Genomic DNA, 19078 nt, shown 5'->3' with positions numbered 1-19078 from the left:
GGAAACCACCATGCTTCGCGCTTTTGAAAAAAGACTCGACCCCTTCCCGCCAGACGAAGTACCGCCACCACCCGCAGGTCTGGCGCGGTTCCTTTGGGCCTGCACTCGCGGCGCGCGCGGCTATATCCTGCTGTTTGCGCTGCTCAGTGCCGCAGTGTCGATCTACGAAGCTTGGCTGTTTTCGTTCCTCGGTCAGGTCGTCGATCTGCTCTCGACCTGGAAGGCTGGTGGCGACGCCGGCGCACAGGAAACCCGCGTGTTGTGGGGCATGGGCATCGTCATGGTGGCGAGCATCGGCCTGGTCGCGCTGCGCACGATGGTGCAGCACCAGATTCTGGCGATCAATTTGCCGCTGCGCCTGCGTTGGGATTTCCACCGGCTGATGCTGCGTCAGAGCCTTTCGTTCTTTTCCGATGAATTCTCCGGCCGGGTCACCACCAAGGTCATGCAGACCGCGCTGGCGGTGCGTGACGTGCTGTTCACCCTGATCGAAATCCTTCCCGGCATCGGCGTGTATTTCATCGCGATCATCGCGCTGGCCGGCGGGTTTGCGCTGAAACTGATGCTGCCGTTCGTTGGCTGGATCGCGTTGTTTGGCCTGGCCATGGTCTATTTCGTCCCGCGTCTGGGCAAAGTCGGTCAGGAACAGGCACATGCACGCTCGTCGATGACCGGCCGTATTTCCGACGCCTACACCAACATCACCACGGTCAAACTGTTCTCCCACTCCAACCGTGAAGCGCACTTCGCGCGCGCGGCGATGGAAGATTTCAAACAGACCGGTTTTCGTCAGATGCGCCTGGTCAGCCAGTTCGAGATCGTCAACCAGGCATTGGTCGTCGGCCTGATCATGAGCGCCGGCGGCTATGCGCTGTGGTTGTGGCATTTGGGCGAAATCGGCACCGGTGCCGTGGCGGCGATCATCGCGATGGCCTTGCGCATCAACGGCATGTCGCACTGGATCATGTGGCAGATGACCGCGTTGTTCGAAAGCATCGGCACCGTGCAGGACGGCATGGCGACCTTCACGCGCAGCCCTAAAGTGCAGGATGCGCAGGACGCGAAGGGTTTGGTCACCTCCGGCGGCGCGGTCACGTTTGACAACGTCAGCTTCAATTACAACGGTGAACGCCAAGTGCTCGATGGCCTGAGCCTGAACATTCGTCCGGGCGAAAAAATCGGTCTGGTCGGTCGCTCCGGCGCCGGTAAATCCACGCTGATCAACTTGCTGCTGCGCTTCTATGATGTCGACAAAGGCCAGATCCGCATCGACGGCCAAGACATCGCGCACATCACCCAGGACAGCCTGCGCAGCGCCATCGGCATGGTCACGCAGGACACGTCCCTGCTGCACCGCTCGATTCGCGACAACATCGCCTATGGCCGCCCCGATGCCACCGATGCGCAAGTGCGCACTGCCGCCGCCAACGCGCAGGCCGATGAATTCATCAGTCAACTGAGCGATCGCCAGGGCCACAGCGGTTACGACACCTTGGTCGGTGAGCGCGGCATAAAGCTGTCAGGCGGCCAGCGTCAACGCGTGGCAATTGCCCGCGTCATGCTCAAGAACGCGCCGATCCTGCTCCTCGACGAAGCCACCAGCGCGCTGGACTCGGAAGTCGAAGTGGCCATTCAGGAGAGTCTCGACAAAATGATGGAAGGCAAAACCGTCATCGCCATCGCCCACCGACTGTCGACCATTGCGGCGATGGATCGACTGATCGTCATGGACGACGGGCGCATCATCGAACAAGGCACCCACACCGAACTGCTGGCCAAAAACGGCATCTATGCGCGGCTTTGGCACCATCAGAGCGGCGGGTTCCTCGGTGAGGATCAAGGGATTGCCGAGGCGATGGATCAGGACTAAGCGTGAATGGCCCGTAGCCGACAAACGCTACGGGCCACTGTAATGAATGAGCAACGCGATAAACGCCACGAACGGCGCGAACAGAATCACCCCACCCACCGCCACCGCCCAGCCCCAGGCAAATCCACTCTCGCCCTTGAAGCGGCCACCGCTGAGCAATCTCAGCACAAACACGCCGATGCGGTGAGCTATCAAATCCAGGATGAAGTCCATTTTATCCTCGCCAAAATTCGCTGCTGCGCTGAGCGTAGCTGACCCGCCAGTGCTTGAACCGCAGACAATTCCAAACTTTTCGCCACGCCAGGCGTCTTCTCTCTAACACGGCCAACTCGGCCCTCCTCCCCCAACCAGCTGTTCACAGCTAAGGACTGGCGATGACTCTGTTCATTTTTCTTCTGGCCTGCGCGGCGGCGGCAACCACCGGCGTGATTTTCAAACCGGGCGAATGGTATGCGTCGCTGAACAAACCGCGCTTTACCCCGCCCAACTGGGCATTTCCGCTGGCCTGGACGGTGATTTATCTGTTGTTGGCCTGGGCCGGTTACCGCCTGACGCTGATTCCTGGCAGTCAGGTGGTTTTGGCGTTGTGGGCGGCGCAGATCGCGTTGAATACGCTGTGGACGCCGGTGTTCTTTGGCGCGCATCAGGTGTTCGCGGCGATGGTGATTCTGGTGCTGCTGTGGCTGGTGGTGGCGGTAATGGTGGTGATGGCGCTGCGGCTGGATGTGATCACTGGGTTGATCCTGTTTCCGTACCTCGTGTGGTTGTGCGTGGCGGCGGCGCTGAATTTCTCCATTCTGCGTAATAACCGTTGATGGGCGGGTTCAGGTCGACGCGGAAAGCACCGTGGCCGCAGGGCGAGCGGGAGTTGGCGGAGGTGCGCGCCTTCAATAAAAAACTCGCCTGGTTGCCGCGTTTTCGCATTCGTAATCGATTCACGCCGCGGCTGATTCAGGCGTTGTTGCGGGTCAGTCAGGTGGGTGGCGGCGCGAAGCAATTGCGTCAGCACGGCCTGACGGCTGAGCGAAGAATGATTAGCAGTGGCAGCGGCGCGGTGCCGGTTCGGATCATCCGCCCCAAAGGCCAGCCGAAAGGTGTGGTGCTGGATTTTCATGGCGGCGGTTGGGTCATCGGCAACGCGCAGATGAACGACAACTTCAACATCGCCATGGTCAACACCTGCGACGTCGCGGTGGTGTCGGTCGATTATCGTCTGGCCGTGTCGACGCCGATTGAAGGCCTGCTCGAGGACTGTCTAAACGCCGCACGCTGGTTGCTCAATGAGGACGAGTTTGCCGACCTGCCGGTTATCGTCGTCGGCGAATCGGCGGGCGGTCATCTGGCGGCAGCGACTTTGCTGGCACTGAAACAGTCACCGCCATTGCTGCAACGAATCTGCGGGGCGCTGTTGTACTACGGCGTTTATGACCTGACGGGAACGCCGAGTGTGCGAAATGCGCGGGCAGATACGCTGGTGCTGGACGGGCCGGGGATGGTTGAAGCGCTGCGCATGCTGACGCCGGACATGAGCGATGAACAACGGCGTCAGCCGCCACTTTCACCGCTCTACGGCGATTTCAGCGGCATGCCGCCGGCGTTGCTGTTTGCCGGTGAACTGGATCCTCTGCGTGACGACACGCTCGACATCGCTGAACGCTGGATCAAATCGGCGCCGGTCGAGGTGTACCTGCTGCCTTCCTCGCCGCACGGTTTCATTCACTTTCCGACCCCGTTTGCGCAGAGTGTGCTGGCGTATAGTCGTGAGTGGATTACGGCGCGGATCGCGGATGGCGCCGCCGATGTAGAGGGCATCGCCAACCATCCCGCGACTCAAAGGACAACACAATAACGGTGGTGAGGGCGTCTGCTCCCTCACCACATGACGAGCCTTAAGTGCCGCTTTTAACTTTGCTCCACACCCGCGTACGCACCCGTTCAATCTTCAGCGGCAATGGCTGCGAAGGAAACAGCGTCGCCAGTATAGCGGCTGGCGGATAGATGTCCGGATTGTTCCGCAGGTTCTCATTGACGAACGCCAGCGCCGTTTTGTTGCCATTCGGATAGCTCAGGTAGTTCGTGCTTTTCGCAATGACCTCAGGGCGCAGCATGTAATTGATGAATTGCATGCCTTGCTCCGGATGCGGCGCGTCTTTGAGCAGGACGAGGTTTTCAATCCACACCGACGAGCCTTCGCGCGGAATGCGATAGGCCAGTTGTCGGCCATTCTTCGCCCGCTCGGCACTGGTTTTTGCGTCGTACACGCCGCCCGACCAGGCAACCACCGCGCAGATGTTGCCGTTGGCCAGATCGGTGATGAAGCGTGACGAGTCGAAATAGGTGATGTACGGGCGGATTTTCAGCAGCAGCGCTTCGGCTTTTTCGTAGTCGGCGGGGTTGGTGCTGTCCGGCGGCAAGCCGAGGTAGTGCAAAGTGATCGGGATGATCTCGCTCGGCGAGTCGAGCATCGCCACGCCGCACTGGCTGAGCTTCTTGATGTTTTCTTCCTTGAAGATCAGATCCCAGGAATCCGCTGGCGTCTCGTCACCGAAGATTTTCTTCACCTGATCGACGTCATAACCAATCCCCGTGGTGCCCCACAGATACGGGATCGAGTAGCGGTTGCCGGGATCGTTTTGCGCGACCTTGGCGAGAATGTCTGGATCAAGATTCGCGCGATTGCTCAACTGACTGTTGTCGAGTTCCTTCAAGACGCCGGCCTTGATCAGGTTGGGCAACGCGCTGTTGGTCACCACAGCGACGTCGTAGCCGCTGCGGCCGACCATCAACTTGCTTTGCATGACATCGGCGCTGTCGAAGGTGTCAAGCAGCATCGGTGTGCCGGTCTCTTTCTCGAAGTCTTTTGGCGCTTCCGGCGCGATGAAGTCGTACCAGTTGTAGAAGTTCACCGTGGGGCCCTGCGCCGAACTGACGGCCGCCACCAAGCCGCAAACGGTGAACACGCCAAGGTGCAGCAAACGCTTGAGTTTCATAGGAGCTCCTGGGGAATCGGCCAGCGCTTGGCCGTTCGCCGCGACATTGTTGTTATGGATAGCGCAAGGTTCAGGGGATCAGCAGCTCGCGGCGACCGTCCGGGTGTTGGGTGATGTCAGCGGCTAGTTTCAAACGTTTCTCGGCGCGATAGTCGTAGAGCGCGCGGGCCGGGGCGATGCGCGTCATGTCCAGTTCGATGACATGCCGGCATTCCTCCGCGCCGGCTTCAAACAGACGCTGACCGAACGGATCGACGACGGTGCTGCCGCCGGCAAACACTTCGCCAACGCCTTCGCCGACGCGGTTGACCATGGCGGCGAACAGCTGATTTTCCTGAGCTCGGGCGGCCACGGCGGTGTGGTGAACGTGGCCGTAAGGCTGCATGTTGCCGTCGGTGATCAGGATCAGTTCGGCGCCGAGCATGGCCAGTGCGCAGGCGCTTTCCGGGAACTCGATGTCGTAGCAAATCAACAAACCGATGCGCACTCCGCGCCATCGCACGGTGGCGAAGCGGTCGCCGGGCAACACCAGTTCAGGCTCGCCAACCCATAGATGGTTTTTGCGATAACTCAGGGCGATGCCTTCTGGGGTGATGAACAGCGTGGTGTTGTAGAGGCGCTCGCCGTCGCGTTCGATCAGGCCAACCACCACCGCGATATCGCGTTCGCGGGCGGCGGTGCAGATCGTCTTCACGTTTGGCCCGCTCATATTTTCAGCGAGTTGGGCGATGTTGTCATGGCCAAGAAAACCGGTGAGGTACGCCTCGGGAAACACCACGATGTCGGTGCCCGGCTGGCAGTCGGCGATCGTTTGCAGAATGCGTTGCAGATTGTGCGCGACGTCGCCATCGCGTCCTGCCAGCTGTACGAGTTCTAGTTTCATTGTCAGACCTTTCGGAAAATAGCGTCCTGGCCAGGAAGCAAGGCTTTGTCAAAGGTGCGACCAGTATGCGGATCGTGGCGAAACTTCCTATCACGCTGAGGGAGTACCCCCAAAGGGTTAGATGCCGATCCATGTAGGAGCTGCCGAAGGCTGCGATCTTTTGATTCACCCAACACCCGGCTATGATCCGACGTGCCCCTCTGCCAAGAATCAGCCCCTATGCCCGCCACACAGACCCGCCCTACCCCCGCGCCCTTGCTGCAACCCGGTGAAACCGTGGTGCTGTTCGATGGCGTGTGCAAACTGTGCAACGGCTGGGCGCGTTTCTTGATTCGTCATGATCAGCAACGCCGCGTGCGGCTGGCGGCGGTGCAATCGCCCGAGGGTCAGGCGCTGCTGGCATGGGCGGGGTTGCCGATTGATCAGTTCGACACCATGGCGGTGATTCGTGACCGGCATTACTGGGAACGTTCGGAGGCCTTTTTCGAAGTCATCAGCCAGTTGCCCGGGCGCTGGCAACCGCTAAGGCTGTTGCGCGTCATCCCGCGTGCGTTACGCGATTGGGCCTACGACCGCATTGCGCGCAATCGATATCGACTGTTCGGCAAGTACGACACCTGCCTGTTGCCCAGTGCCGATCACGAACGGCGTTTCCTCAAAGCCTTCAACGCAGGCGTAACCCACCGCATCCCGTTATCGGAGGATATTCAAAAGCCTTATTAACCCGCACGAACCTTGGTTTCTGCCGGCGAACCGCTATACCCAGTGACTCATATCACGACAGGGATCAATACCATGGAAGATTTCACCGCCAGCAACCCCGATTACGACAAGCACGTGCCCGCCGCTGTACTCAGCATGCCGGCGGCGAAACTGCTGGGTTTTCGCTTCAACTACCTCAAACCCGGTCACTGCGAAATCGAGCAGCCGACGCGCAAAGAACTCACTCAGCACAACGGCTTTTTCCAGGGCGGAATCATCGGTGCGCTGGCGGACTTTGCCGGCGGTTCGGCGGCGGGCACATTGCTGCCGCCGGGCTGGATCAACATGACCACGGATTTCACAGTGAAATTGATCGCACCGGCCGACGGTGAAAAGTTGCTCGCCCGAGGGCGGGTGATCAATGCGTCGAACAACACCACCGTGGCGGCGGCTGATCTGTTTGCCGTCAAGGATGGCAAGGAAACACTCTGCGCCACGGCGCTGGTGACCATGCGCAACCTGCCGTACAAGGGCTGATCAATGCGCCCGCGCCGCCTGGGTGTGTCAACGACGATAAACCCTGGGGGAGCCGGGCTTGCCCGCGATGGCCGCGGCAGGCTCGGCATCTGTGTGGCACAGACACCGTTTTCGCGAGCAAGCTCGGCTCCTACATAAGCAAAATCAAAAAAACATTGCCTTCGGCTGACAAAAATCACACGACACCTTACCTACTCCAATTGCCAATCAAAATCCACTGTCAAGTCTGACAGTAGATATCGCCCAACCATGAGCATTCAATCAAGCACCACGCCGATCACTTTGAGGTGCAGACATGAATGCTCTAACGAACATTGCAGGAGAGCTTGATCAACACTTCGGTAACGAGGGGATTTTTACGTTAACCCTGGCTTCGTATCCGGAGACAATCATTTTCGGGACGCTGACCGACCCGGCAACCCAAGCCATTTATTTCACGGGACAGGCGCGAATGGGCGTCACCGATCGGCCGTATTTTCTCGGCCGACTGCTCCCGGATGGCAGTCTGGATAACACGTTCGCGACACAAGGGATTGCCACGGGCAAGTTCAGTAATTCCGTCGAGTCCAGGGGAAAATCCATCGCCCTCCTCGCCCAAAGCAAAATCCTTTTGATCGGCGCCATCAATTCCTCGCCTGCCCTTGCTCGATTCCTCCACGATGGCTCGCTCGACACAAGCTATGGCGTCAACGGCCACCTCATCTTGCGCAATCCGTCATCTGCCGCTCCGATGAGCTCTGAAGAGAGCGCCAGCGAGGCCGAATCGGCACAGAGCAGCACGTACGCGTTGCAAGATGGGCGGATCCTGATCAGTTTTACCTACACCTACTTGGGCACGCCGACCCACTCGTATGTTTACTTACTTGATAACAACGGCGAACTGGATCTGTCCTTCAATCAAACCGGGTGGACGGAGGTAAAACACCCGAGTCATGCAGGTGACGGTATTTTGTTGAACGCAGGCCTGATTGATGAGGATGGCAATATCGTGGTGTGCGGACGTCTGAAATCGGCCGAATCACGGGCATTGATGGTGGCTCGGTACAAACGCGATGGCAGCCTCGATCTTTCGTTTGGTGTTGGCGGTTTCGTTCTTGACGACACCATCGCTGGTTTTTCCACTGTCACTGCATTGGCTAATCAGGGAAACAAACGGATTTTGGGGATAGGTTACGCGAGCACTGACTCAGTCTATTCCGGCTTATTGATAAGCCTGGAGCCGGACGGCACACGCAATATCCAGTTTAACCGCGCCAAGCCTTTGTTGACCCGTCTGAATGATGCGGATACGCATTGGAGCAACGCGCTAAAGCAGCCCAACGGCAGTCTTGTCGTCACCGGCAACACAAAGGCATCAGGCAAATCGACCATCGCGCTGGCACGTTTGCAAAGCAATGGTGCGTTCGATCCAACCTTCAATAAGGGTCAAGGCTGGGTTGCGACACCCATGGGCCTGAACAACACATCGGCGATGAGTCTGGCGTTGCAGAGTGATGGAAAAATACTCGTTGCCGGCTTTTACAGAGAGTCAAATTTGCACGGGATTATCGTGCGTTACCTTGGCTGAAGGTCGCGGTCATTTTTTGCATTCGAGGCTTAAAAAGACCGCCATTGCTGGCAAACTCGACTCCTACAATTTTGTGTAAGCCGATTTTGTGTACGACTTGAAACCCTGTGGGAGCCGGGCTTGCCCGCGAAGGCGGAGGCAGGTTCGGCATCTCTGTGGCAGGTACACCGCTTTCGCGAGCAAGCTCGGCTCCTACAGTTTTGTGAAGCAGCCCGACTTTGTGTACGACGCAGCACCCTGTGGGAGCCGGGCTTGCCGGCGAAGGCGGCGGCAGGTTCGGCATCTCTGTGGCAGGTACACCGCTTTCGCGAGCAAGCTCGGCTCCTACAGTTTTGTGAAGCAGCCCGACTTTGCGTACGACGCAGGATCCTGTGGGAGCCGGGCTTTCCCGCGAAGGCGATAGCACATTCAGCATCATTTTTGCAGGACGACCGCTTTCGCGAGCAAGCCCGCTCCCACAGTGGGTGTACGCTAAAAATTAATCTTGAACCCCAGCATCGCGTCGTACCCATGACTGTCGCCATCAAACCCTTGGCGATACCCCGCCGAAGCGGTAAACGTCGTGCGCCGATTCGCCTGATAATCCACCCCGACATTCACTTCGCCCCACGTGCCCTGAATATCCGACTCGAACGGGATGTAACCCGTCTCCGAGGAAAACTCGGTCTTCGGCTGCCCCTTGAATTCATGCCAGACACTCGGACGAATCCACGCATTGGTGCGTCGTGCGCTTTTGTCGACGCCTTCGGTGTCCCAATCCTTGGCGATGCGCACACCCGCGCGGCCAATCAATGAGTCGACGTCGCGGAAGCGGATTTTTGCGCCGGCGTCGTCGCTGCTATCAAGGTCGACGTAGCTGTAGATCGCCTGCAATTGCGGTTCGATGTACCAGTTTTTGTCGAACTCATACGGGTAGCCGTTCTCCAGCGAAGCGGTGTAGCCCCAGCCACGGGTTTTCAGTTTCGGCAAATTGCTCGGTTTGGCTTCGACGTCGAAGCGATTGACCTGGAACACGCCATCCAGATACCAACCGGACGGGCCGAAGTGCGTCCAGTAGGCGCCCAAACCATAAGCACGCAAGGTGTCTTCCCCGGCGTTGCGACGGGTGTAATGGCTGACGCCCGCGTCGATGGTGCCCGCTGACAGAGAGATACCGGCCTGCTCATGACTGCCGTCAGTTCTGACCTTGCGATAAAGGTCAGTGCCGACCTGAAATGCCGTCAGGTCATAGTTGTATTCAGGCGTGTTGCCCAGGGCGTTTTTGCGATCGCCATCCTGCTTGCCGCTGCGATAAATCACCCGGCCCCAGCCCATGGACGGTGTCGTCGTCGATTCATCTTCCTTGGGCAGTGGATCGCCGGCGTTCAGGCGTTCTTCGCCCACGCGCTCGTGCAGGGTGTCGACCATCGTCCGCCCGTAAACCAGCGCCAATGCGGGTACCGCACCGTACAGAGAAACTTCCGGGCGATAGTTGGGCACGGGAGCAGGCGCAGGCGTTGGATCGGGGTCTGGCGTCGGGTCGGGATCGGGCGTTGGATCCGGATCTGGCGGCGTCGGAGGCGCAGGCGGCTCTGGCGGCCCATCCGGCACGGGCGCATCGGAACGCAGAAACCAGCTGTTGCGCGCACTGCCATCATCGCCGCCCTGCTGCAGGCGATACTCATACGGCCCGGCGACCACGCGGCTCGCCAGGCGAAACGCGTTGGCATCACCGGCCCCGGCGCTGTTGTTGAGCGCCTCGACCACCGCGATACCGTTGCCCTGCGTCACCGCGCCCTGCCCGCCGACATTGCGCACCGCAAGCCCCGTGGCGCCGCCGCTGCCGGTCGCGATCGAGTCGACCACCAACATGTCAGAACGACTGTCGGCACCTCCCGCATTCAGCGTGGTATTGAGCAGCAAGCGACCACCATTGGAGACAAACACCCCGCCACCGTTAGTGCCCGCAGTAGAAGCGCCGCTGATCAACAGGACGTTGCCAACCGTGTTGGTCCCGCCCAGAAGATCGAGGGTGCCGCTGTTGGTGAAGCGATTAACGCCAAGCAACTGCCCCTGCACCGCACCGCCCGCAGTCGGCGTGTTGAACGCCTGTCCAAACGGCAGATACGCACCGCTGGAATTGAAATTGACGATACCGCTCGCCGGTTGCTCTGCCAAACGGATCACGCCGCTGTTGTCGATACTGTTGGCACCCGAAGTACCGAGGTTGCTGGTCGCCACGCCCCACGTATCACGCGTGCCGCTGCCCGTCGAATCGGTAAAATTACGCAGCGTCCAGGTGCCACTGTTGCTCACCGTGCTGGCCGCGCTGACGGCATTCACCGCACCGGTCATCTGCCCGAGGTTGTCGAGGGTAAATGTCGTGCCGGGCGTGGTCGCATCGCCACGCACCGCAACATCGCTGAGCGCACCGATGACCCCGGTGTTGTTCAGCGATTGCGTTGCACCACCCAAGGCGATACCGCTGCTGTCGGCCCAGCCCCCCTGAATCGTTGCGCTGTTGCTGACGTTGGCAACGCCGCCCTCGGTCAACGCGGCGATGCCCGATGAATTCGTCCCTCGCGAGGTGATCGCTCCGCTGTTCGTGACCGAAACATTCGCCGCACCCGACGCTTCAGCCAGAATCCCCTGACTGTTGCTGGCGCCCTGCGTTTGAATCGAGCCGGTGTTGACGATGGTCTGTGTACCGTCGCCGGACAAGGTGCGAATGCCACGCTGCTGATCACCGCGAGCGATCAGTTGCCCGCTATTGCTGATATTCACTGTGCCCGCGCCCGTACCGCCGTTGAACGCGCTACCGGCAAGAATCGCCGCGCCAGCCCCATTGACGTCAATCAGCGTGCCGGTGAACACCGCGCTGACATTTCCGCCCAGCGTCAGCGCCTGCAAACCAAAGGAGCCAATGCCACTGCCGTCGCCCGTCCCGGCGTCGGAGTGCGTGATGATCGTGCCGCTGGCGCTGATATCGACCGTACCCGTTGGCGCTTGCGTGGAAGCGTAAATACCGTTGGCATTGCTGTTAAACGTTTCGATTCGATCGCCGGCATAGTTGACCCGGACGTTGCCCCCCGTTGAGTCCACCCGAATGCCGCCCGCGCCGAAACCGCTGGCGGTGATGTTGCCGGAATAATCGATCAGCACATTATTCTGTTCGGCGCTTACGATGATGCCGTAAGCGCGATTGGTGCTCTGCGCGCCGAGCACGGTGAGATCGCCACTGCCCGTGACGGTGACACCGCCGGTACCGCGCTTGATGATATAGATCGCCCGCGCACCGACATTACTGGCGATGTTGCCGACGTTGATCGGCGCATTGTTTTCGACACTGATCGAACCCAGCCCACCAGTATTGTCGTTGGCGTAAATCCCGTGGCCACCGCCGCCAGTGGTAGTAATGGCGCCGTTGTTGACGACATTGATACTGCCAACGGTCGAAATCGCACGAATGCCGAAGCCGTTGAGGCCGTCGGTATTGATCGTGCCACTGTTGCTCAGAAGCGTATTGCCAGCGCCGCCTTCAGTGAAGATGCCGAAGGCGTTCATGCCCAGACCCTGAACACTGGCCGCATTCACCACGGTGGTGTTGCCATTGATCGCGCGGGTATGCACCCCGGCGTGGTTGCCGACGCCAGCGGTCGGCAAGGTGTCGTCGATGATCGGCAGACCAGCCGACAGCGCATCATCGTTGTTCACCAGAATGTTCACCCCGGCACCGACATTGACGTTGTTGTCGCCGCTGCCCGTGGCCTTCGTCCAGATTCCGTTACCGCCCAGCAGGGTGATCTGCCCATTGCCTTGATGGCTGACATTGATCGCCCCGCCGCCGCTGCCGTTGACGTCGATGCCGTCATGCTCGTTGCCGACGACCGTGTTGAGGATGTTCAGGGTGGTGCCGGACGTCACCGTGACCGTCGAAGAACCCGCGCCGGCATTGGTGATCGCCAGCGCATCGAGGCCGCTGCCGCCGATGTTGACGGTGTTGGTGCCGCCATCGACGGTCAGCGTCGCGTTGCCGGTTGTGCCAATGACATTGGAAAACACTGCGTTGGCGGCGGTCGGTGGTGTGCTGTTGACGGTCGTGCCGCTGAGGCTGAGCGCCGAGTTGCTGTTGTTGCCGCGAACGAGCACCGAGGAGCCAGCCGTGGTGGTGATGCTCGTGCCCGCTTGCGTGCTGATCGCAGCGGCGACACCGACGGTCGGCGTGCAGGTTTGCGAGACGTTATAGGCGCCAGCAGCCAGCGGGCCACAGGCGGCGTAAGCATCGGTCAGGGTCAGGGCATTGGCCATGGCGACCAGCAAGGCACTGCGAAGAAAGTGCGGGGCATGCCCGCTGAATGGATGCACACAAGCGCTTTGCATGAAAACCTCCTTGTCCAGCGTTTTCCCCCGTGGCAGGCGACTGACGGCACCACCGGAGTCTTGCGTGGTAAATACAGCTTTAAACCTTAGTAGCTATTTCGAAAGATGGCGGAAAACCCGTGGCCTGCGCAGTGTTTCTGCACGGATTTATCCATTCAGCTGAGTTTTTGATCCACAGCAATATTTGCCCGCCAGCGCCGCCGTAATCTGTCCTTGCTGGAAGACAGCCGTGCTGTGCGCACGTCACAGGCCTTGGGCCAAGGTGGCGACAAATGAATAAAAAACGCATCGTCTGGGGGAGCATTCTCCTGGGGTTTCCGTGTGTCTTGCTTCCCGTATTGTTGATGGGTTATCTGGCCTGGGTGCTCAATCTGCACGCCGCGCAACAACGTCTGGAAACCCTCGCGGCCGTCGCCTCCAGTCGGGCCAGCGGCACCTTCAACGAAGCCGCCGGTGCATTGAAAACCATCGCCGGATCGCACCTCGTACCCTGCACGCCCGAGAGCATCGATGAGATGCGCCTGCTGACCATCAACACCTTTTCAGTGAAGTCGGTCGGTTATGTCGAGCAAGAGATTTACGCCTGCGGTTCCTGGGGCCCGGTCGGACACCACGCAACGCCATGGCCGGAGGACTTCACCACCACCGACGGCGTGCGCGTGTCGCTCGGTGTGCAGTCACGCATCGTCCCGGCCAAGCCGATGATGGCGCTGCAATACGCGGCGTTCAACGTGCTGGTCGACCCCGCGCAATTCCTCCATGTGATGCTCGAAGAGGATATGCACCTGACGGTCGGCACCGCAGCGGGCCAGTTGGTCAGCGCCTCGAAACCGGGAGCGGAGCATTTTCTCAGCCGCGTGCACTCAGGTTCGCATTCGGCTCTGGACGAAGGTTACCTCTACACCCTCGTGCACAGCGGTGACTGGGTGGCGATTGCCGCGATCTCCCGGCATGAATTGATGCAGGGGCTGGTTCGCCGGGAAATGCTGCTGTTGCCCATCGGCGGTTTGCTCGCCGGCCTGTTGGTGTTGCTGATCGTGCGCCGCACACGCCAACGCCTGTCGCCGCTGGCCGAGCTGAAACTGGCGGTGCGTAATCGCGAATTCATCGTTCACTATCAACCGATTGTCAGCCTCCGCGATGGCGCCTGTGTCGGCGCCGAAGCCCTGGTGCGCTGGCAACATCCCGACGGTTCGATGGTCTGCCCCGACGCGTTCATTCCGCTGGCCGAACGCAGTGGCCTGATTCTGCCGATCACCGATCAAGTCATCAATTCGGTGATGCGCGACCTCGGCCCCTTGCTGGTCAAGAAGCGCGGCCTGCACGTGGCGATCAACCTCGCCGCCAGGGACGTCAGCAGCGGGCGCTTCCTGCCCGGCCTGGAAGCGGCGTTGCACAAGGCTGGTGTGCAGCAGAATCAGATCTGGCTGGAAGCCACCGAACGCGGTTTCCTCGACATCGACGCCGCCCGCGCCACGGTCAATCACGCCCGCGAGCTGGGTTATCTGGCGGCGATAGACGATTTCGGCACAGGCTTCTCCAGCCTGCAACACCTGCAACGGCTGCCGCTGGACGTGCTGAAAATCGACAAGTCGTTCGTCGACAACATTGAACAGGATGCAGCGACCGGATCGGTCACCGGCCACATCATTGAGATGGCCAAGAGTCTGCAATTGAAGATTGTCGCCGAAGGCATCGAAACCGAGGCACAACGGGATTACTTGCGCGCCAATGGTGTGCACTTCGGTCAGGGCTGGCTGTTTGGCAAAGCGATGCCGGTCGAGGATTTTTTGCGCTTTCAACACGCGCGGGCAAACGTGGTCAGCGACCACGCTGCGCTGGAGTCGACCGTGTGAACAGGCATTCCACAAAATAAATGAACCCAGCGCACCTCTTGCCACCTAACGCATAGACCATCAGGAGGTAGCCAATGCATATCGAAACCGTGTGGATCGTACTGGCGGCAGTTCTTCTGCTTATCGAGCTTTGGGCCATCAATCGGGTGCGCAAAAGCGAGGGGAAATCGAGTACCAAGGGCGTGTGGATCGTGCTGATCGTGTTTGTGCCGTTGTTCGGTCTGATTGCCTGGGCGTTGGCGGGGCCCAAGCACATCACCCATGGCGCGACCTCTAATTCCAGCCGCTAAACCGATAGAGGGTGAGGGAGATTGCTCCCTCACCCATCGGGTTCATTTACTGTCTTCAGGCTTTTCCTGCTGTATTTGCAATGACGCTTTGCTCTTGTCGCCTTCCTTGTTGGGAGCATCGTTGGAACCCTCGTAACAACCTTGCAGCAGCATCACGCTGCAGATCCCCAGACACGCGCAGATTTTCTTCATGATCGTCTCCTGAACAATGGATTTGCCATCGCCGCGAATTGGCGAGCGATGCGTTGCCTCTGTGGGTGGACGCTACAATCACCCATCAGTTCGAACTTTTTTCGCTGCGTACAGGGACGTTGAAGTGGGAAATGGAGCAGGCAAACGCATTGTGGTGATTGGCGCGGGCCGCGTATCGGCGGCAATTGTGGCGTGCCGTCCCGATCGGTTTTGCCGCTCACGCTAACAGTTCAGTAATCCAGCGAACCTGTCGGGCGGTGTCCTGCACTTTCGCCTCAGGCACTGCATCGCGCGCGTGGGCGAACTGGGCCAGTGTTTTCTGTTTGTACTTCAACTTGCGCTGCCACTTACTCAGAAACGCCGCGCTGCGGGCGCGCATTTGCAAGGGACCGAAATACAGTTCTTCGTCGGTGTAAGCCACTGGCCCGGCACGTTCGGCGACGATGATTTCGTAGTAGAAACGGTTTTCGTGCAGCAGTTCTTCACAGAGGATGGTGTAGCCGTTGTCCATCAACCACTGACGCAGCGGCTGCTCGCCGCCGTTGGGTTGCAGGATCAAACGCTCTTCACCGCTCAGATGGGTTTTACCGCTGTCGAGGATGTCGCGAATCGTCTCGCCGCCCATGCCGCAAATGGTCAGCGCAGTGATCGCGTCGCCCGGTTTGATCGCCGCCAGACCGTTGGCATGGCGCACGGTGATGTGTTGCTCAAGATCGTTTTCGCGCACGGTACGTTCAGCGGCGCGAAACGGCGTCAACGCGACCTCGCCCGCCACCGCCGAGGTGATCGCGCCACGACGCATCAACGCCACCGGCAAATAGCCGTGATCAGAGCCGATATCGGCCAGGCGTGCGCCCGCCGGCACGTGCGTAGCCACGCGTTCCAGGCGTTGGGACAAGGTGTTGTGGTTCAACAAAAGACTCCTTCGAGCGACGGCTTTTGGCGGCTTGCGACCCTTCGCGAAGGTGTGGCGGCCAGTCAAACGGCGGAGTTTGCCCAACGGTTGCGGACATCTCAAGCAAATCGTCTGGAGGTTGCGCTGCAGGTGCCGGTGGTTCGGCTTTGTCGGAAGCGGCGGATTTCGCGGTGGCCCAACTGTCCCCTTCGCGAGCAGGCTCACTCCTACAGTTTGAAATGCGTTCCCCTGTAGGAGTGAGCCTGCTCGCGATAGCTTTTTCAGCCGCGCCGCATCAACCCGCCGGCACCTCAAGCCCGACCTTCACCCGATCCAGCGCCACAATGGTTTTGAACCACGTTACGTTGGTGTTCTCGGCAAACAATCGCCGCGCCAGCGCCTGATATTCCTGCATGCTGGCGACCGTCAGTACCAGCACGAAATCCACCTCGCCGGTGACGTAATAGCACTGCTGAACCTCGGGCACCCGGAAGTGCGCTTTCATTGCCTCCAGCGCCTCAATGCTGGTGCGCTCTGCCATCACCTCGACAATGATGGTGATCGGGCGACCCACCGCATTCGGATCGACAACCGCAACATTGCCGGTAATCACGCCCGCCTCTTCCATCCGCTTGATGCGGCGCTGAACCGCCGCCGTGGACAGATTGACCTGCTCGGCCATCAGGCGCAGCGGCATGGCGTTGTCGCGCTGGACGAGTTCGAGGATGGCGCGGTCGAATTTATCCAGTGATTGGGGTGCAGCGGCGCTTTTAACCATGTCAGGCTCGCGAGAAAATTTCTCGAAAACTAGCAGAAAACTGCGCACCTTTATCCAGTCGTGCGAAATATTATCTTGCTCGCAGTCGGCATTCGCCGGCTGATCGAGAATTTGCACAGGGTAATGTTGGCCATGGACGCACTGTTTCATCTCTCCCCTGTTTTGCTGGTGACCGCCATGTTGGTCGTGCTGCGCCGGCCTCCGGTTCAGGCCGCTGTCGCCGGCACGCTGCTGGTGATGGTGCTCTGGATTGCAGGCGCAGCTGATGCCTGGCAATCGAGCAGCCTGCTGGCCGCCGCTCAAGACACCGCCGTGTTGTTCGCCAGCACTGCATTCGTGATTGTGCCGGGGCTGGCGTTTGTGATGGTGATCGAGCGGCTGGGCGTCAATTTGGCCGTCAGCCAATGGGTGCGTTCGCTGGGACTGGGGCGCGGCGATCAAGTGGTGTTTATCGTGCTCGGGCTGGCGCCGTTGCTGGAGGCGATGACCGGTTTCGGTGTGTCGCTGATTGCGACGGTGCCGCTGCTGTTGAGTCTGTTCGAACGCCGGTCGGCCTTGCGCATCGCGCTCACCGGCATGGCGATCATGCCGTGGGGTACGTTGGGTCTGGCCTCGGTAATCGGTGCTTCGTTGGCGCATCTGGATGCCGCCGCACTGGCGCAGACGTCGGCGCTGACCAGTGCGCTGGTTTTCCTCGGATTGGCAGCGTTGGCGTTGTATCTGGCGGGTGCGCGGCAATGGCAGGAATGGCGGGCGCTGGGCGCGTTTTGGTTGATCTTCATCAGCGTGTTGTATGCCACCAGTCGCTGGCTGGGGCCGGAAGTCGCCGGTGTTGCCGCAGGTCTGGTGACGGCGACCGCTGCACTGTCCGCCGGCCTATGGCGACGGTCTCGCAACACGAGCGAACGCGATGAGCTGCATTGGCCGCGGCAGGCCTGGCCGTATCTGTTATTGATCGTCAGCATCGTCGCGCTGAAAGTCCTGTGGGCAATCACCGGTTGGCAGAATCACTGGGTGGTGCAAGGTGCTCAGGTCAGTTGGAAACCACTGGCGTCACCCGGTGTGGCGCTGCTTCTGGTGTTGATCGGGTTAAGCTTTCACACGCGAAAAAACGTTACCGACAGCGGCATGCTGAGCGGATTGGCTGCCCGAGCCAAACGGCCGTTGCTGACGATTTTCTTCTTTCTGGCGATGTCACAAATGATGGTCAAAGCGGGTTTTCTCGCGGGCCTGATGCAATTGCTCTCAGGTCTATCGCCCAGCGCCGCGACCTCGCTGGTTGCACTGCTGGGTGCGCTGTCAGGCTACATGACCGGGTCGAACGTCGGCGGCAACGCGATCTTCATGCCCGCCATCGCGATGCTGCCCGAGTCTTCGCGTCTGTTGTTGGCAGCGGTACAAAACAGCGCAGCCGGGCATGCGGCATTGGGCTCGTTGTCGATCGTCATGCTGATTCTGGGGTTAGCCAAAACCCAGGCCAAAGAAGAGAGTGAACTGGTCAGGTTTGGCTTTGCGCTGGTGTGTCTGAATACGGCACTGGTCGCTTTGGCTGCCGGGGTGTTGAGTGTGTGGATTGGTAGCGATTCGAGATAGACTCGCGACGAAATATTCAATGAAACGGAATTCACCTCATGTTCAAACGCAACACGCTCGTCCCGGAATTGATGGTCACTGACCTGCCGGACAGCCTGAATTTCTGGGTGTCCTGCCTGGGGTTCACCATCGCCTACCAACGCCCGGAAGATGGCTTTGCTTATCTGGATCTCAACGGCGCCCAAGTCATGCTGGAGCAAGTCGATCCGCAGGCGGGTCAGTGGCTGACCGCGCCGTTGAGCAAGCCGTTTGGCAGAGGTATCAACTTGCAGATTGATGTTGTCGCCGTCACCCCCGTCATCGAGAAACTGGGTCATGCCGGGGTTGCGCTGTACCGGGAATGCCAGGACACCTGGTACCGGGCGGCGGATGTCGAGGTGGGTCAGCGCGAGTTTATTGTTCAGGATCCGGATGGGTATCTGGTGAGGCTGGTGGAGCGGTTGGGTGAGCGGGCAGTTTGAACGCAGGTACCTCAATCAACGCTGATCCCTTGTAGGAGCCGAGCTTGCTCGCGAAGGCGGCGTAACTGTCGATAGAAATGTTGAATGTGCCGGCCTCTTCGCGAG

17 protein-coding genes are annotated in these 19078 nt (G+C 59.7%); 10 read left to right on the top strand and 7 right to left on the bottom strand.

Annotation, left to right across the window (positions count from 1 at the left end):
• Window positions 1-10 precede the first annotated feature (10 nt).
• Entirely contained in the window at window positions 11-1870 is a 1860-nt protein-coding gene (locus QMX93_RS18325; RefSeq protein WP_282357567.1) for an ABC transporter ATP-binding protein, read from the top strand.
• A 27-nt stretch (window positions 1871-1897) separates the two neighbouring features.
• On the opposite strand, the gene QMX93_RS18320 is transcribed toward QMX93_RS18325, so the two are convergent.
• Window positions 1898-2083, bottom strand: coding sequence for a hypothetical protein (locus tag QMX93_RS18320; protein ID WP_212546006.1), 186 nt, complete (start codon window positions 2081-2083; stop codon window positions 1898-1900).
• Window positions 2084-2244: 161 nt separating this feature from the next.
• Here QMX93_RS18320 and QMX93_RS18315 point away from each other — a divergent pair, with 161 nt between their 5' ends.
• Complete coding sequence (locus QMX93_RS18315; protein WP_282357566.1) at window positions 2245-2685, top strand: TspO/MBR family protein; 441 nt, start codon at window positions 2245-2247, stop codon at window positions 2683-2685.
• Window positions 2685-3719, top strand: a complete 1035-nt coding sequence (locus tag QMX93_RS18310) for an alpha/beta hydrolase (RefSeq protein WP_282357565.1) — start codon at window positions 2685-2687, stop codon at window positions 3717-3719. Before QMX93_RS18315 ends, QMX93_RS18310 begins: the two co-directional genes overlap by 1 nt.
• Window positions 3720-3759: 40 nt before the next feature.
• Here the strand turns inward: QMX93_RS18310 and QMX93_RS18305 are convergent, their stop codons facing one another.
• Both QMX93_RS18305 and QMX93_RS18300 read right to left on the bottom strand, forming a co-directional pair.
• A complete protein-coding gene (locus QMX93_RS18305; RefSeq protein WP_282357564.1) occupies window positions 3760-4860 on the bottom strand; it encodes a polyamine ABC transporter substrate-binding protein in 1101 nt (366 codons plus the stop codon).
• A gap of 70 nt (window positions 4861-4930) precedes the next feature.
• A complete protein-coding gene (locus QMX93_RS18300; protein ID WP_282357563.1) occupies window positions 4931-5743 on the bottom strand; it encodes a carbon-nitrogen hydrolase family protein in 813 nt (270 codons plus the stop codon).
• A 219-nt stretch (window positions 5744-5962) separates the two neighbouring features.
• Between QMX93_RS18300 and QMX93_RS18295 the strand changes: the two genes are divergently transcribed.
• The 3 genes from QMX93_RS18295 (at window position 5963) to QMX93_RS18285 (ending at window position 8549) form a co-directional block, all read left to right on the top strand.
• Window positions 5963-6466 (top strand): thiol-disulfide oxidoreductase DCC family protein, encoded by a 504-nt coding sequence (locus QMX93_RS18295; RefSeq protein WP_282357562.1) that lies wholly within the window; start codon window positions 5963-5965, stop codon window positions 6464-6466.
• Window positions 6467-6538: 72 nt separating this feature from the next.
• The gene (locus QMX93_RS18290; RefSeq protein WP_282357561.1) at window positions 6539-6982 is read left to right on the top strand and encodes a PaaI family thioesterase; all 444 of its coding nucleotides are present in this window, start codon (window positions 6539-6541) and stop codon (window positions 6980-6982) included.
• 295 nt (window positions 6983-7277) lie between these two features.
• Window positions 7278-8549, top strand: coding sequence for a hypothetical protein (locus QMX93_RS18285; RefSeq protein ID WP_282357560.1), 1272 nt, complete (start codon window positions 7278-7280; stop codon window positions 8547-8549).
• A 471-nt stretch (window positions 8550-9020) separates the two neighbouring features.
• Here the strand turns inward: QMX93_RS18285 and QMX93_RS18280 are convergent, their stop codons facing one another.
• The gene (locus QMX93_RS18280) at window positions 9021-12908 is read right to left on the bottom strand and encodes an autotransporter outer membrane beta-barrel domain-containing protein (RefSeq protein WP_282357559.1); all 3888 of its coding nucleotides are present in this window, start codon (window positions 12906-12908) and stop codon (window positions 9021-9023) included.
• A gap of 272 nt (window positions 12909-13180) precedes the next feature.
• On the opposite strand from QMX93_RS18280, the gene QMX93_RS18275 reads away from it, so the two are divergent.
• Both QMX93_RS18275 and QMX93_RS18270 read left to right on the top strand, forming a co-directional pair.
• Window positions 13181-14764 (top strand): EAL domain-containing protein, encoded by a 1584-nt coding sequence (locus QMX93_RS18275; protein WP_282357558.1) that lies wholly within the window; start codon window positions 13181-13183, stop codon window positions 14762-14764.
• Window positions 14765-14838: 74 nt separating this feature from the next.
• On the top strand, window positions 14839-15054 hold the full coding sequence (locus tag QMX93_RS18270; protein WP_053119696.1) for a PLD nuclease N-terminal domain-containing protein: 216 nt from the start codon (window positions 14839-14841) through the stop codon (window positions 15052-15054).
• A 42-nt stretch (window positions 15055-15096) separates the two neighbouring features.
• Here the strand turns inward: QMX93_RS18270 and QMX93_RS18265 are convergent, their stop codons facing one another.
• From QMX93_RS18265 to QMX93_RS18255, 3 genes are all read right to left on the bottom strand, one after another.
• Complete coding sequence (locus QMX93_RS18265; protein ID WP_282357555.1) at window positions 15097-15246, bottom strand: hypothetical protein; 150 nt, start codon at window positions 15244-15246, stop codon at window positions 15097-15099.
• Between the two features lie 217 nt (window positions 15247-15463).
• A complete protein-coding gene (locus QMX93_RS18260; protein WP_282357554.1) occupies window positions 15464-16159 on the bottom strand; it encodes a class I SAM-dependent methyltransferase in 696 nt (231 codons plus the stop codon).
• A 277-nt stretch (window positions 16160-16436) separates the two neighbouring features.
• Entirely contained in the window at window positions 16437-16919 is a 483-nt protein-coding gene (locus tag QMX93_RS18255; RefSeq protein WP_212546016.1) for an Lrp/AsnC family transcriptional regulator, read from the bottom strand.
• 132 nt (window positions 16920-17051) lie between these two features.
• Between QMX93_RS18255 and QMX93_RS18250 the strand changes: the two genes are divergently transcribed.
• Both QMX93_RS18250 and QMX93_RS18245 read left to right on the top strand, forming a co-directional pair.
• Entirely contained in the window at window positions 17052-18512 is a 1461-nt protein-coding gene (locus QMX93_RS18250) for an L-lactate permease (RefSeq protein ID WP_282357552.1), read from the top strand.
• Between the two features lie 38 nt (window positions 18513-18550).
• Window positions 18551-18973: a VOC family protein gene (locus QMX93_RS18245; protein WP_282357550.1), complete on the top strand. Its 423-nt coding sequence runs from the start codon at window positions 18551-18553 to the stop codon at window positions 18971-18973.
• Window positions 18974-19078 lie beyond the last annotated feature (105 nt).

The organism is Pseudomonas sp. PS01303 (genome assembly GCF_029959385.1).
Taxonomy (GTDB): Bacteria; Pseudomonadota; Gammaproteobacteria; order Pseudomonadales; family Pseudomonadaceae; genus Aquipseudomonas; species Aquipseudomonas rustica.
This window is presented reverse-complemented; position numbering and strand designations above follow the sequence as displayed.

Coding starts and splice junctions, on each gene's coding strand:
- QMX93_RS18325 (WP_282357567.1), top strand. CDS start 11: ATGCTTCGCGCTTTTGAAAAAAGACTCGACCCCTTCCCGCCAGACGAA.
- QMX93_RS18320 (WP_212546006.1), bottom strand. CDS start 2,083: ATGGACTTCATCCTGGATTTGATAGCTCACCGCATCGGCGTGTTTGTG.
- QMX93_RS18315 (WP_282357566.1), top strand. CDS start 2,245: ATGACTCTGTTCATTTTTCTTCTGGCCTGCGCGGCGGCGGCAACCACC.
- QMX93_RS18310 (WP_282357565.1), top strand. CDS start 2,685: ATGGGCGGGTTCAGGTCGACGCGGAAAGCACCGTGGCCGCAGGGCGAG.
- QMX93_RS18305 (WP_282357564.1), bottom strand. CDS start 4,860: ATGAAACTCAAGCGTTTGCTGCACCTTGGCGTGTTCACCGTTTGCGGC.
- QMX93_RS18300 (WP_282357563.1), bottom strand. CDS start 5,743: ATGAAACTAGAACTCGTACAGCTGGCAGGACGCGATGGCGACGTCGCG.
- QMX93_RS18295 (WP_282357562.1), top strand. CDS start 5,963: ATGCCCGCCACACAGACCCGCCCTACCCCCGCGCCCTTGCTGCAACCC.
- QMX93_RS18290 (WP_282357561.1), top strand. CDS start 6,539: ATGGAAGATTTCACCGCCAGCAACCCCGATTACGACAAGCACGTGCCC.
- QMX93_RS18285 (WP_282357560.1), top strand. CDS start 7,278: ATGAATGCTCTAACGAACATTGCAGGAGAGCTTGATCAACACTTCGGT.
- QMX93_RS18280 (WP_282357559.1), bottom strand. CDS start 12,908: ATGCAAAGCGCTTGTGTGCATCCATTCAGCGGGCATGCCCCGCACTTT.
- QMX93_RS18275 (WP_282357558.1), top strand. CDS start 13,181: ATGAATAAAAAACGCATCGTCTGGGGGAGCATTCTCCTGGGGTTTCCG.
- QMX93_RS18270 (WP_053119696.1), top strand. CDS start 14,839: ATGCATATCGAAACCGTGTGGATCGTACTGGCGGCAGTTCTTCTGCTT.
- QMX93_RS18265 (WP_282357555.1), bottom strand. CDS start 15,246: ATGAAGAAAATCTGCGCGTGTCTGGGGATCTGCAGCGTGATGCTGCTG.
- QMX93_RS18255 (WP_212546016.1), bottom strand. CDS start 16,919: ATGGTTAAAAGCGCCGCTGCACCCCAATCACTGGATAAATTCGACCGC.
- QMX93_RS18250 (WP_282357552.1), top strand. CDS start 17,052: ATGGACGCACTGTTTCATCTCTCCCCTGTTTTGCTGGTGACCGCCATG.
- QMX93_RS18245 (WP_282357550.1), top strand. CDS start 18,551: ATGTTCAAACGCAACACGCTCGTCCCGGAATTGATGGTCACTGACCTG.